The 12,344-nt window shown below is 63.2% G+C and carries 13 protein-coding genes and 1 tRNA gene; 11 read left to right on the forward strand and 3 right to left on the reverse strand.

Features of this window, described 5'->3' with window-relative positions; translation table 11 throughout:
• Window positions 1-62: 62 nt before the first annotated feature.
• Genes fabF through M2D63_RS05275 form a run of 6 tightly spaced genes read left to right on the forward strand, consistent with a single transcriptional unit; the run spans window position 63 to window position 5,764 of the window.
• Window positions 63-1,307, forward strand: a complete 1,245-nt coding sequence (gene fabF / locus M2D63_RS05250) for a beta-ketoacyl-ACP synthase II (RefSeq protein WP_285861758.1) — start codon at window positions 63-65, stop codon at window positions 1,305-1,307.
• The gene (pabC, locus tag M2D63_RS05255) at window positions 1,307-2,122 is read left to right on the forward strand and encodes an aminodeoxychorismate lyase (protein ID WP_285861759.1); all 816 of its coding nucleotides are present in this window, start codon (window positions 1,307-1,309) and stop codon (window positions 2,120-2,122) included. Before fabF ends, pabC begins: the two co-directional genes overlap by 1 nt.
• Window positions 2,123-2,125: 3 nt before the next feature.
• Entirely contained in the window at window positions 2,126-3,304 is a 1,179-nt protein-coding gene (gene mltG, locus M2D63_RS05260) for an endolytic transglycosylase MltG (protein ID WP_285861760.1), read from the forward strand.
• Window positions 3,305-3,323: 19 nt separating this feature from the next.
• The gene (gene tmk / locus M2D63_RS05265; protein WP_285861761.1) at window positions 3,324-3,956 is read left to right on the forward strand and encodes a dTMP kinase; all 633 of its coding nucleotides are present in this window, start codon (window positions 3,324-3,326) and stop codon (window positions 3,954-3,956) included.
• A complete protein-coding gene (locus M2D63_RS05270; RefSeq protein WP_285861762.1) occupies window positions 3,949-4,935 on the forward strand; it encodes a DNA polymerase III subunit delta' in 987 nt (328 codons plus the stop codon). Before tmk ends, M2D63_RS05270 begins: the two co-directional genes overlap by 8 nt.
• Window positions 4,936-4,981: 46 nt before the next feature.
• On the forward strand, window positions 4,982-5,764 hold the full coding sequence (locus tag M2D63_RS05275; protein ID WP_285861763.1) for a TatD family hydrolase: 783 nt from the start codon (window positions 4,982-4,984) through the stop codon (window positions 5,762-5,764).
• Window positions 5,765-6,132: 368 nt separating this feature from the next.
• On the opposite strand, the gene M2D63_RS05280 is transcribed toward M2D63_RS05275, so the two are convergent.
• Window positions 6,133-7,266: an aminotransferase class V-fold PLP-dependent enzyme gene (locus tag M2D63_RS05280; RefSeq protein ID WP_285861764.1), complete on the reverse strand. Its 1,134-nt coding sequence runs from the start codon at window positions 7,264-7,266 to the stop codon at window positions 6,133-6,135.
• A 72-nt stretch (window positions 7,267-7,338) separates the two neighbouring features.
• On the opposite strand from M2D63_RS05280, the gene M2D63_RS05285 reads away from it, so the two are divergent.
• The 5 genes from M2D63_RS05285 to M2D63_RS05305 all read left to right on the forward strand — a co-directional run bounded on the left by M2D63_RS05285 (window position 7,339) and on the right by M2D63_RS05305 (window position 10,830).
• Complete coding sequence (locus tag M2D63_RS05285; RefSeq protein ID WP_285861765.1) at window positions 7,339-7,977, forward strand: TetR/AcrR family transcriptional regulator; 639 nt, start codon at window positions 7,339-7,341, stop codon at window positions 7,975-7,977.
• Between the two features lie 128 nt (window positions 7,978-8,105).
• The gene (locus M2D63_RS05290; protein ID WP_285861766.1) at window positions 8,106-9,074 is read left to right on the forward strand and encodes a GTP 3',8-cyclase MoaA; all 969 of its coding nucleotides are present in this window, start codon (window positions 8,106-8,108) and stop codon (window positions 9,072-9,074) included.
• Window positions 9,075-9,140: 66 nt separating this feature from the next.
• Window positions 9,141-9,746 carry a DUF4823 domain-containing protein gene (locus M2D63_RS05295; protein WP_285861767.1) on the forward strand — a complete coding sequence of 202 codons (606 nt, stop codon included), beginning with the start codon at window positions 9,141-9,143 and terminating at the stop codon, window positions 9,744-9,746.
• A 10-nt stretch (window positions 9,747-9,756) separates the two neighbouring features.
• Entirely contained in the window at window positions 9,757-10,317 is a 561-nt protein-coding gene (locus tag M2D63_RS05300) for a DUF1285 domain-containing protein (RefSeq protein ID WP_285861769.1), read from the forward strand.
• Between the two features lie 90 nt (window positions 10,318-10,407).
• Window positions 10,408-10,830, forward strand: a complete 423-nt coding sequence (locus M2D63_RS05305) for a cupin domain-containing protein (RefSeq protein ID WP_285861770.1) — start codon at window positions 10,408-10,410, stop codon at window positions 10,828-10,830.
• Between the two features lie 60 nt (window positions 10,831-10,890).
• On the opposite strand, the gene M2D63_RS05310 is transcribed toward M2D63_RS05305, so the two are convergent.
• Together M2D63_RS05310 and M2D63_RS05315 are read right to left on the reverse strand one after the other, a co-directional pair.
• Window positions 10,891-10,966, reverse strand: a tRNA-Asn gene (locus M2D63_RS05310).
• 62 nt (window positions 10,967-11,028) lie between these two features.
• Window positions 11,029-12,225: an amino acid aminotransferase gene (locus M2D63_RS05315; protein ID WP_285861771.1), complete on the reverse strand. Its 1,197-nt coding sequence runs from the start codon at window positions 12,223-12,225 to the stop codon at window positions 11,029-11,031.
• Window positions 12,226-12,344 lie beyond the last annotated feature (119 nt).

Genomic DNA, 12,344 nt, shown 5'->3' on the forward strand with positions numbered 1-12,344 from the left:
TTCGCCGGCGTGCGGTTTTTTCTTTACAAGACATGTAGTCAATGTTGAATAAGGAGAGTGCTGTGTCGCGTAGACGCGTCGTGGTCACCGGTATGGGTATGCTGTCGCCACTGGGTACGGATGTGCCGAGCAGTTGGCAGGGCATTCTGGCTGGCCGCAGTGGCATAGGTCTGATCGAGCATACGGACCTGTCTGCCTACTCCACCCGTTTCGGCGGCTCGGTAAAGGGCTTCGAAGTCGAGCAGTACCTGTCGGTCAAGGAAGCCCGCAAGCTCGACCTGTTCATCCAGTACGGCCTGGCAGCCGGTTTTCAGGCAGTGCGTAATGCCGGCCTGGAAGTGACCGACGCCAACCGCGAGCGCATCGGCGTGGCCATGGGCTCGGGCATCGGTGGCCTGACCAACATCGAAGAAACCAGCCGGACCTTGCATGACCAGGGCCCGCGGCGCATTTCGCCGTTCTTCGTACCCGGTTCGATCATCAACATGATTTCCGGTTTCCTGTCGATCCACCTGGGTGTACAGGGACCCAACTACGCCATCGCCACTGCCTGCACCACCGGTACCCACTGTATCGGCATGGCTGCGCGCAACATCGCCTACGGTGAAGCCGACGTGATGATCGCCGGCGGTGCGGAAATGGCCGCCTGCGGCCTGGGCATGGGCGGCTTCGGTGCCTCGCGTGCGCTGTCGACCCGCAACGACGACCCGACCCGTGCCAGCCGTCCATGGGACAAGGGCCGTGACGGTTTCGTCCTGTCCGACGGTGCCGGCGCTCTGGTGCTCGAAGAACTCGAGCACGCCAAGGCCCGTGGCGCGACCATCTATGCCGAGCTGGTGGGCTTTGGCATGAGCGGCGACGCCTACCACATGACCTCGCCGCCGGAAGACGGCAGCGGTGCCGCGCGTTGCATGACCAATGCCCTGCGCGATGCCGGCCTGAACGCCGACCAGGTGAACTACATCAACGCCCATGGCACTTCGACTCCGGCCGGTGACCTGGCCGAAGCCTCGGCGATCAAGTCGGTGTTCGGCGATCACGCCTACAAGCTGGCGGTCAGCTCGACCAAGTCGATGACCGGTCACCTGCTTGGCGCTGCCGGTGCGGTGGAGGCGATCTTCAGCGTGCTGTCGATCAACAGCCAGGTAGCACCGCCGACCATCAACCTCGATGAGCCGGACCAGGGCTGCGATCTGGACTTCGTGCCACACCAGGCGCGCAACATGCCGATCGACGTCGTGCTGTCCAACTCCTTCGGTTTTGGCGGTACCAACGGCTCGCTGGTGTTCCGCCGGTTCGCCGGCTGATGCACGCCTGGGTCGATGGCCTGCCGGCCGATGCAGTCAATCTGCAAAGCCGCGCGCTGGCCTATGGCGATGGTCTGTTCGAGACCATCGCCGTGCGGGCCGGTCGACCCTCGTTGCTCGCGTTTCACCTCGATCGCCTGGCGCTGGGTTGCCAGCGCCTGGCGATCAGCGCCGATCACGGGTTGATTCGCGATGAGCTGTGCCGTTACGCCAGTGCCCTGGGTGATGGCGTGCTCAAGCTGATCCTGGTTCGCGGTGACAGCCAGCGCGGCTATGCGCCGGCTGCGGGGGGCGCGCCCCGGCGCATCCTTCAGGGCAGTCCCTTGCCTGCTTACCCCACCGCCAATGCCGAACAGGGTGTGCGCCTGTTTGCCTGTTCCACACGCCTTGCGGAACAACCGCTGCTGGCCGGACTCAAACACCTCAATCGACTCGAACAAGTACTGGCGCGGGCCGAGTGGCAGGATGCCGAGCATGCCGAAGGGCTGATGCGCGACACGTCGGGTCGGGTCATCGAGGGGGTGTACAGCAACCTGTTTCTGGTGCGCGCAGGCGAGCTGCTGACCGCCGACCTGAGCCGCTGCGGCGTGGCCGGTGTGATGCGCGCGGCGCTGATCGAACAGGCCGCTGCTGCCGGTATTGCCGTGCGCATTACCGACCTGTCCCTCAAGGACCTGGAGCTGGCCGATGAAGTCTTCGTCTGCAACAGTGTCTACGGCATCTGGCCGGTGCGCGCTTTTGCATCGCTGAACTGGCCGCCGGGGCCGCTCACCCTTAAACTGCAGGCCATTGCCCGTACGCTACTGGATACCTGATTTGTGAGACGTAAATTCTTGGTGCTGCTGGAGACCGGATTGATTCTGGCAGGCCTGATGCTGGGGTTTTCCGCCTGGAAGGTGAACTCGGCGCTGGACCAACCCCTGCACGTCAGCCAGGAGCAATTGCTCGACGTGCCCACCGGCACCAACCCCAACCGCATGTTCTACCGCATGGAGCGCGAAGGCCTGCTCGACGATGCGTTCTGGCTGCGTTTGTACTGGCGCTTCAACATGGCCGGCGTGCCGCTGCACACCGGCGAATACCGCCTGAGCCCGGGCATGACCGTGCACGACCTGTTCGAGGTGTGGCGCCGTGGCGACGTGGTGCAATACAGCCTGACCCTGGTCGAGGGCTGGAACTTCCGCCAGGTGCGTGCGGCGCTGGCCAAGCATGAAAAGATCAAGCAGACCCTCGATGGTCTCAGCGATACCGAAGTGATGGACAAGCTCGGTCATCCCGGGGTCTTTCCCGAGGGGCGCTTTTTCCCCGACACCTACCGCTTCGTGCGTGGCATGACCGATGTGGAGTTCCTCCAGCAGGCCTATGCCCGTCTCGAGGAGGTGCTGGCCAAGGAGTGGGCGGCGCGTCCGACCGACTTGCCGTATCGCGATCCGTACCAGGCGCTGATCATGGCTTCGTTGATCGAGAAGGAAACCGGCGTGCCCCAGGAGCGCGGCGAGATTGCCGGCGTGTTCGTGCGGCGCATGCGCATCGGCATGCTGCTGCAGACCGATCCGACCGTGATCTACGGCATGGGTGAGCGCTACAATGGCAAGATCAGCCGCGCCGACTTGCGCGAGCCGACGCCCTACAACACCTACACCAACGCCGGCCTGCCGCCGACGCCGATCGCCATGGTCGGTCGCGAGGCGATTCACGCGGCGCTGAATCCGACGCCGGGCAGCAGCTTGTATTTCGTCGCCCGGGGCGATGGCAGCCACGTCTTCTCCGATGACCTGGATGCCCATAACTCGGCGGTTCGCGAGTATCAGCTCAAGCGTCGCGCCGATTACCGCTCAAGCCCTGCGCCTGAGGGCCAGCCTGCAGCCGAAACGCCGCAGGAGTCGCCTGCCGAGCAGCCGGAGCCGTCTCAGGTGCAGCCTGACGCACAGCCTGAAGCACAGCCGGGGGCGCAGACGGAAGCGTCTGCACCGGACAGCGAAACCACCTCGCAATGATCAATTCTAAGGACTGCCTGTGAGCGGCTTGTTTATTACCCTGGAAGGTCCCGAAGGCGCGGGCAAGAGCACCAACCGCGAGTACCTGGCCGCGCATCTGCGTGCCCAGGGCGTGGACGTGGTCCTGACCCGTGAGCCCGGCGGTACGCCGCTGGCCGAAAAAATTCGTGAACTGCTGCTGGCCCCCAGTGACGAAACCATGGACGCCGACACCGAGCTGCTGCTGGTGTTCGCCGCGCGTGCCCAGCACCTGGCGCAAGTGATTCGTCCGGCGCTGGCGCGAGGCGCAGTGGTGCTGTGCGACCGCTTTACCGATGCCACCTATGCCTATCAGGGCGGTGGTCGCGGCTTGTCGCTCGAGCGCATCGCCACCCTGGAGCAGTTTGTCCAGGGCGAGCTGCGCCCGGACCTGACCCTGGTCTTCGACCTGCCGGTAGAGATCGGCTTGTCCCGGGCCGCAGCCCGTGGTCGCCTGGATCGCTTCGAGCAGGAAGGCCAGGCGTTCTTCGAGGCCGTGCGCCAGGCCTATCTGGCACGCGCCAAGGCGGCCCCGCAACGTTACACGCTGATCGATGCGTCGCAGCCGCTGGCGCAGGTACAGCACACACTCGACGCCGTGCTGCCGCGAATCCTGGAGCGTTGCCGTGGCTGAAGCCTACCCCTGGCAACAGGCGCTGTGGCAGCAACTGGCCGGTCGCACCCAGCATGCCCATGCCTACCTGCTGCATGGGCCCCAGGGCATCGGCAAGCGGGCCCTGGCCGAGCGCCTGATGGCGTTGCTGCTGTGCCAGCGCCCGGCCAACCTGCAGGCCTGTGGCCAGTGCAAGTCTTGCCTGTTGCTGGCCGCCGGCAGTCATCCGGACAACTATGTGCTGGAGCCGGAGGAGGCCGACAAGCCGATCAAGGTCGACCAGGTGCGCGACCTGGTGTCCTTCGTGGTCCAGACCGCCCAGCTGGGCGGGCGCAAGGTGGTGCTGATCGAGCCGGTCGAGGCGATGAACATCAACGCCTCCAATGCCTTGCTCAAGAGCCTGGAAGAGCCGTCCGGCGACACCGTGCTGCTCCTGGTCAGCCACCAGCCCAGCCGCTTGCTGCCGACCATCAAGAGCCGCTGCGTGCAGCAGGCCTGCCCCTTGCCCGATGCTGCCCAGAGCCTGGCCTGGTTGACCAGCGCGCTGCCGGAATGCGACGAGCAGGAGCGCCTCGAGCTGCTGAGCCTGGCCGCCGGCTCGCCGCTGGCCGCCATCACCCTGAACGCCCAGGGCGTGCGTGAACAGCGTGCACAGGTGGTCGACGGGGTGAAGAAGCTGCTCAAGCAACAGCAATCCCCCAGCCAGCTGGCCGAGGCCTGGAATGCCATTCCGCTATTGCAGCTGTTCGACTGGTTCTGCGACTGGTCCAACCTGATCCTGCGCTATCAGTTGACCGAGGATGAGGAAGGATTAGGCTTGAGCGATATGCGCAAGGTCGTGCAGTACCTGGCGCAGAAGAGCGGCCAGGGCAAGGTGCTGGAGATCCAGGACTGGATCCTCGCCCAGCGCCAGAAAGTCCTGTCCAAGGCCAACCTCAACCGCGTGCTGCTGCTCGAAGCACTGCTGGCGTCCTGGGCCATGTTGCCCGGCCAGCGTTGAGCCGGTTAGCCCGAATCCATTCATTTTCCACAGTTGCCGTGATGCCATGCTTGTAGATTCCCATTGCCACCTAGACCGTCTTGATCTTTCGGCCCACCAGGGCTCCCTTGATGCTGCCCTGCAGGCGGCGCGGGCGAGGGGGGTAGGGCACTTCCTGTGCATCGGCGTGAGCGCCGACAATGCGGCAGCGGTCAAGGCGCTGAGCGAGCGCTACAGCGATGTCGACTGCTCGGTGGGCGTCCATCCGCTGGACCTGACCAGTGACGGTGCGCCGGCCCTGGACTGGCTGCTCAAGGAGCTTGAACACCCCCATGTGGTGGCCATCGGCGAAACCGGTCTGGACTACCACTACGAGCCGGAAGCGGCCAAGTTGCAGCAGGCGTCGTTCCGCTTGCACCTGCAGGCTGCGAAAACCACCGGCAAGCCGGTGATCATCCACACCCGTGCAGCCCGCGCCGACACCCTGGCCTTGCTGCGCGAGGCTGACCTGGGCCAGGCCGGTGTGCTGCACTGCTTCACCGAAGACTGGGACATGGCCAAGGCGGCGCTGGACCTGGGTTACTACATCTCCTTGTCCGGCATCGTCACTTTCCGCAATGCCGATGCGTTGCGCGACGTGGCCCGCCAGGTGCCGGCCGACCGCTTGCTGGTGGAGACCGACTCGCCTTACCTGGCGCCGATTCCCTACCGGGGCAAGCCGAACCTGCCGCAGTACGTGCGGGAAGTGGCGGAGTTCGTCGCCATGCTGCGGGGGGAAAGCTACGAGCAACTGGCGCAGCAGACCACCGCCAACTTCAAGCGCCTGTTCCCGCTGGCGCGGGTGAGCTGACAGGGCATTTGCCTTGATTGGCTGGCTACTGTGGGAGCCGGCATCGCCGGCGATAGCTGCGATGCGGTGTCATGGGTTGCGCGGTGTTGGTATCGCAGGCTACGCCAGCTCCCACAGCTCCTCCACGGATTGATGGTGGTGCCGGCAGATTATTGCAGGCAAAAAAAACCCGGGTTCTGGGGGGTGAATCCGGGTTAAGACCATTAGGAGTAAAACAAAGGTACGCGGTCCCTGAGCACCTTTATCGGCGCGCCACTGGGGGGATGTGCCGCGTCAACACCTGAAGTATTGGTCAGGATTGGCGGGCTGCCAGCGCGCATTGCTCGTTTTTTAAACAGATTTGGAATACGGCTGCGGCTGCTGAGCACTCATCGCTCTGCAATCTGTCGCACTATAGCCAGAGTTTCGTCGATTACGTGCTTTGGTGTGTAGAAATGCGGCGAAAAACGCACGCCAGGACCTCGCGTAATGCACACCACCTGCTCCTGCTTGAGGTGTTGATAGACCACGAAGTTATCAATGCCGTCGATGCTGAACGACACAATACCGCTGCGTCGTGCCGGATCCTGCGGGCTGTGCAGGCGTACCCCGGCGATCGCCGCCAGGCCGTCGCGTAGCCAGGTCACCCGCTGCTGCAGGGCCGCGGCCACCTGTTCGATGCCCACTTCCTCCAGCAGCGACAGGCTGGCCTCCAGTGCTGCGGCGCCGAGCATGTTCGGGCTGCCGCATTCGAAGCGCCGGGCGCTGTGGGCCGGTTCCCATTCGGGGCGAGAGTAGTCGCCCATGCGTTCGAGCATGTGCCAGCCATACTCGCTGAGCTTCAGCCGTGGGCGCACCTCGGCGCGGCAGTAGAACACCCCGAGGCCTTCCGGGCCGAGCATCCATTTATGCCCGTCGGCCATGGCGAAGTCGCATTGGCAGGCCTGCACGTCGAAGGGCAGGGCGCCCAGTTGCTGGATGGCGTCGATGCAGAACAGCACATTGCGCTCGCGACAGCCCTGGCCAAGCCGTGCAAGGTCCATGCGCAGACCGCTGGCGAACTGCACGGCGCTGATCGCCAGCAGGCGCACGCGCGGGCCACAGGCGGCGAGCAGGTCGGCTTCCGGGTCGGCGCCCTTGAGGCTGACCTGGATTACATCGACGCCCCGGTCGGCCAGGGCTTCCCAGACGATGCGATTGGACGGGAACTCCTCGTCGCTGATGACGATCTGGTCGCCCGTTTGCCAGTCAAGCCCGAAGGCGACGAAGGAAAGAGCTTCCGAGGTGCTCTTGATCAGGGCGATGTCATCGGTCGACGGTGCATTCGTCAGGCGCATCAGCCGCTCACGCAGGCGTTGCTCCGTTGCCAGCCACTGCGGATAGTCCCTTGCGCCTAGCCAAACGTTTTCGTCGGCGAAGCGCGAAACCGCCTGGCTGGCGCGTTTCGGCCAGGGAGCCACTGCTGCATGGTTCAGATAGCGCAGTCCTGGTGCCTGTTCAAACTCATCGAGAAACATAGACATGGTTGGATGATCCGTGCATTTTGGCGCAAGTTAGGCATAATAACCGGCTTCGATTCCGATCCAGTCCATCATATGCAGAAAGAACCTCGTAAGGTCCGTGAGTTTCGTCGCCGTGAGCAGGAAATTCTCGATACCGCGCTCAAGCTGTTTCTCGACCAGGGTGAAGACAGCGTCACCGTCGAGATGATCGCTGATGCTGTCGGTATCGGCAAAGGCACGATCTACAAGCACTTCAAATCCAAGGCGGAGATCTACCTGCGCCTGATGCTCGACTACGAGCGCGATTTGAACGAACTGCTGCACTCCGCCGACGTTGACCGCGACAAGGAAGCCCTGTCGCGCGCCTATTTCGAATTCCGCATGCGCGACCCGCAGCGCTACCGGCTGTTCGACCGCCTCGAAGAGAAGGTGGTCAAGGGCAACCAGGTGCCGGAAATGGTCGAGGAGCTGCACAAGATCCGTGCCTCCAACTTCGACCGCCTGACCCTGCTGATCAAGGGGCGCATCAGCGAAGGCAAGCTCGAAGACGTGCCGCCGTACTTCCACTACTGCGCCGCTTGGGCCCTGGTGCACGGTGCCGTGGCCCTGTATCACTCGCCGTTCTGGAGCAATGTGCTGGAAGACCAGGAAGGCTTCTTCCAGTTCCTGATGGACATCGGCGTGCGCATGGGTAACAAGCGCAAGCGCGACCCGGATGCGGCCGGTAACTGACACATTCGGCAGCCCGATGCCGCTACAGGGAAGTGCAATGCAGGAATATACTCAGGTATGAAGGCTTGCAAAAACCTGATTTTTGAGTCAGGTTTTGCAAGCCCGATTCATCCATGCCGGAGTCATCCATGATCGTCGACCGCCAAGGCAGGCGTTTTCGCAACTTGCGCGTCAGCCTCACCGCTGCCTGCAACTATGCCTGCACCTATTGCGTACCGGACGGCAAGCGTCTGGTGGCGGCCCAGGACGAGCTGTCTGCCGAAGCCATGGCGCGCGGCGTGGCCTACCTGATCGAAGCGGCCGGCATCGAGCGTTTGCGGGTCACCGGCGGCGAACCCCTGGTCAGCCCCAAGCTGGAAACCTTCCTGACCTCGGTCGCGCCCTTGGGGCTGGATGAAATCAGCCTGACCACCAATGGCCAGTTGCTGGCGCGCAAGCTGCCGTTGCTGCGTGCTGCGGGCATTCGTCGTCTCAACGTCTCCCTCGATACCCTCGATCCCGATGCATTCCGTCGCATCGCCCGCGGCGGCGACCTGGCCACCGTGCTCGATGGCATGGAGCAGGCCAGTGCGGCGGGGATGAAGATCAAGGTCAACATGGTGCCCCTGCGCGGGCAGAACTTCGACCAGGTGATCCCGCTGCTGGAATACTGCCTGGCGCGCGGGTTCGAGCTACGTTTCATCGAGCTGATGCGCATGGGCCATCTGGCCCGCGACAACAATGCCTTCCTGCAGCAGTTTGTCAGCCTCGAGCACCTGCTGCAGCTGATCGGCGAGCGCTACGAATACTTGCAGGCCAACGCGCCAGTGGATGCCACGGCCTTGCGCTACCAGATCCCGGGCCTGGGTTACTTTGGCGTGATCGCCAACGAAAGCGTGCCGTTCTGCCGGACCTGCTCGCGGCTGCGCCTGTCCTCCACCGGCTGGCTGCACGGCTGCCTGTCGTCGAGCAATCGTCACTACATCGGCGACCTGCTCGACAAGCCGCGCCATGAAGCGCTGCCTGCCCTGCAAGGGCTGCTGGTCAAGGCCCTGGGCGACAAGCAGCCGGTGGCGTTTTCCGGTGGCGTGACGGTGATGAAAATCATCGGCGGCTAAGACTGGCGCAAAAGCTGCATCTGTCGGCCATTCGCCGGTTTTCCGTCACCGGCCACTGGAGGATTGATGCGTAGCCTGGGTTTGCTGCTGGCGCTGACGGCGCTGGGCGGCTGCATGAATGTCAGCGATATGGGCGAGGGTGTTCGCTACCACATGAGCGACGCTGGCCTGCTCGACCACAGCGACACCCGCCGCTCGCTGTCGGTACGCTTGCAGCCTGACTCGTTCATCTACATTGGCCAGGGTGCCTTCGTCCCGCCGGGCCAGGGCCCTTATCCACGGCCCAACGTGGTCGCCGAAGAGGCCTTCAAGGGCTTCATCGAGTACTTCCCCCTGGTGCGCAGGGCCCAGGGGCCGCTGGGCCTTGAAGACGCCCTGGTCGAGGCGCGTTCGGTGGGCGCCCATTACCTCCTGTATGCGCGCTTTGCCCGCACCGATGACCGCATCGGCAATGGCGATGAATGGTATGACGAGCAGGCGGTCGATCGCTTAGGGATCGATACCGGTGTGATTCAACTGATGCTGATCGAAACCAGCACCCGCTACCTGATCGACACGACGCGGATCAACAGCCGTGGCGGATTGCTGACGTTCCATGACAACAAGCCGGAAGATTTGCTTGGCCCACCGCTTGAGGATTACGCTCGCAGTCTTCTGGGCATGAGTCAGTAAGGAGAGGGTGATGTCAGCAAGCGGCAAGGCCAATGATCTGTTGGCGCAGATCCCCAAGTCAGAGAAGGGGTTGCCGCCGGTACACCTGTGGAACCCGGATTTCTGCGGTGATATCGACATGCGCATCGCCCGTGACGGCACCTGGTACTACCTGGGTACGCCGATCGGCCGCAAACCGATGGTGCGGCTGTTCTCCACCATCATCCGTCGCGACGGTGACGACTACTTCCTGGTGACGCCGGTGGAGAAGGTCGGCATCAAGGTCGATGATGCGCCATTCGTGGCGGTTGCCCTGGACGTGCAGGGCAGTGGTGAGCAGCAGGTGCTGCGCTTCACCAGCAATGTCGAGGATCAGGTCGAGGCGGGGCCTGAGCATCCTCTGCGCTTCGAGATCGATGCCAGTACCCAGGAGCCTTCGCCTTATGTGCATATGCGCAGCAACCTGGAAGCGTTGATCCATCGCAATGTGTTCTACCAGCTGGTGGAGCTGGCCGTGCCGCGCCAGATCGATGGCCAGGAATGGCTGGGCGTCTGGAGCGCGGGCACCTTCTACCCCATTGGCCGCAGCTGATTAGCCTCCGCGTTTTTCCCTGAATTGGCGCTTTTTACCTCCCGGGCGTCGGCATAACCTGCCGGCATCCACTCCTGCGAGGTAATGCCCATGAAATCCCGTCTGTTACCCATCAGTACGCTGATCGTCGCCAGCCTGTTCACCCTGCCGGGCGCCTGGGCCCATGGCCCGGAAGAAGGCCAGGAGGCGGTCGGCATCCTGCAGCAGCAACTGCCAGCCAACGCGCCGGGCAAGAAAGCCATCATGCTGACGGTCGACTATGCGCCGGGGCAGAAGTCCGTCGCGCACCAGCATCCGGGCGCGGTCATGGCCTATGTGCTCGAAGGCGAAGTGGTTTCCCAGCTCAAGGGTGAACAAAAGCCGGTTAACTACAAGACGGGTGATTTCTGGTACGAGCCGCCGGGCGCCGTGCACCTGGTGTCGCGCAATGCCAGTGAGGCGAAGCCGGCAAAATTGCTGGTTTGGATTCTGGTGGATGAGCAGCGGCCGGTGACCGAGCCTTATCCACAATAGGGGAGGGCTGAAACGAAAAAACCTCCAGTGCTCAGCGCAACTGGAGGTTTTTCAAGTATTTGGCTCCGCGACCTGGACTCGAACCAGGGACCCAATGATTAACAGTCATTTGCTCTACCGACTGAGCTATCGCGGAATCTGTGGCGTATCTTACTGATTGCTAAGGGGAAGTCAAGCCTCCCCCGGGCAATTAATCAGTTACAGGACCTCGACGATAGCCTTGGTCACCACATGGATATTGCTCTGGTTCAAGGTGGCCACGCAAATACGGCCGGTGTCCAGGGCGTAGATGCCGAACTCGTTCTTCAGGCGGGCGACTTGCTCAACGCTCAGGCCCGAGTAGGAGAACATGCCGCGCTGGCGACCGACGAAGCTGAAGTCGCGCTGCGCGCCGTACTCGGCCAGCAGCTCGACCATCTGCTTGCGCATGCCGTGGATGCGACCGCGCATTTCGCCCAGTTCCGCTTCCCACATTGCACGCAGTTCCGGGCTGTTGAGCACGGCGGCAACGATGCTGGCGCCGTGGGTCGGCGGGTTGGAGTAGTTGGTGCGGATCACGCGCTTGACCTGCGACAGCACGCGAGCGCTCTCTTCCTTGGATTCGGTGATGATCGACAGGGCGCCAACGCGCTCGCCGTACAGCGAGAAGGATTTGGAGAACGAGCTGGAAACGAAGAAGTTCAGGCCCGACTCGGCGAACAGGCGTACGGCAAAGGCGTCTTCGTAGATGCCGTCGCCAAAGCCCTGGTAGGCCATGTCGAGGAACGGTACGTGGCCCTTGGCCTTGACCACTTCGAGGACGTTTTTCCAGTCGTCCAGGCTCAGGTCGACGCCGGTCGGGTTGTGGCAGCAGGCGTGCAGGACGATGATCGAGCCCGACGGCAGGGCGTTGAGGTCTTCGAGCATGCCGCTACGGTTGACGTCGTTGCTGGCGGCGTCGTAGTAACGGTAGTTCTGCACCGGGAAGCCGGCGGTTTCGAACAGGGCGCGATGGTTTTCCCAGCTCGGGTCGCTGATGGCGACCACGGCATCTGGCGAGATCTGCTTGAGGAAGTCGGCACCGATCTTCAGGGCGCCGGTACCGCCGACGGCCTGGGTGGTGATCACGCGGCCAGCGGCCAGCAGTGGCGACTCGGCACCGAACAGCAGCTTCTGCACGGCCTGGTCGTAGGCGGCGATGCCGTCGATCGGCAGGTAACCGCGGGAAGCGTGCTGGGCAGCGCGCTGGGTTTCGGCTTCGATCACTGCGCGCAGCAGTGGGATACGCCCTTCTTCGTTGCAGTACACACCTACACCCAGGTTGACCTTGTTGCTACGGGTATCGGCGTTGAATGCTTCGTTGAGGCCCAGAATGGGGTCGCGTGGTGCCAGCTCGACAGCGGAAAACAGGCTCATTATTACCTTGGCTCGAATGGAGAGTGGAAGAGTTCGCACGCTCCAGCCGAATGCACTAGAGCGGTGCACAAACGGGGAGTCAGTATAGTGATACCCACCGGTCACGGCGACAGTCTGGT

The organism is Pseudomonas sp. BJa5, from assembly GCF_030272875.2.
In the GTDB taxonomy this organism is placed as follows: Bacteria; Pseudomonadota; Gammaproteobacteria; order Pseudomonadales; family Pseudomonadaceae; genus Aquipseudomonas.

Coding starts and splice junctions, on each gene's coding strand:
- M2D63_RS05275 (WP_285861763.1), top strand. CDS start 4,982: ATGCTTGTAGATTCCCATTGCCACCTAGACCGTCTTGATCTTTCGGCC.
- M2D63_RS05290 (WP_285861766.1), top strand. CDS start 8,106: ATGATCGTCGACCGCCAAGGCAGGCGTTTTCGCAACTTGCGCGTCAGC.
- M2D63_RS05295 (WP_285861767.1), top strand. CDS start 9,141: ATGCGTAGCCTGGGTTTGCTGCTGGCGCTGACGGCGCTGGGCGGCTGC.
- M2D63_RS05285 (WP_285861765.1), top strand. CDS start 7,339: ATGCAGAAAGAACCTCGTAAGGTCCGTGAGTTTCGTCGCCGTGAGCAG.
- M2D63_RS05300 (WP_285861769.1), top strand. CDS start 9,757: ATGTCAGCAAGCGGCAAGGCCAATGATCTGTTGGCGCAGATCCCCAAG.
- M2D63_RS05280 (WP_285861764.1), bottom strand. CDS start 7,266: ATGTCTATGTTTCTCGATGAGTTTGAACAGGCACCAGGACTGCGCTAT.
- pabC (WP_285861759.1), top strand. CDS start 1,307: ATGCACGCCTGGGTCGATGGCCTGCCGGCCGATGCAGTCAATCTGCAA.
- M2D63_RS05305 (WP_285861770.1), top strand. CDS start 10,408: ATGAAATCCCGTCTGTTACCCATCAGTACGCTGATCGTCGCCAGCCTG.
- M2D63_RS05315 (WP_285861771.1), bottom strand. CDS start 12,225: ATGAGCCTGTTTTCCGCTGTCGAGCTGGCACCACGCGACCCCATTCTG.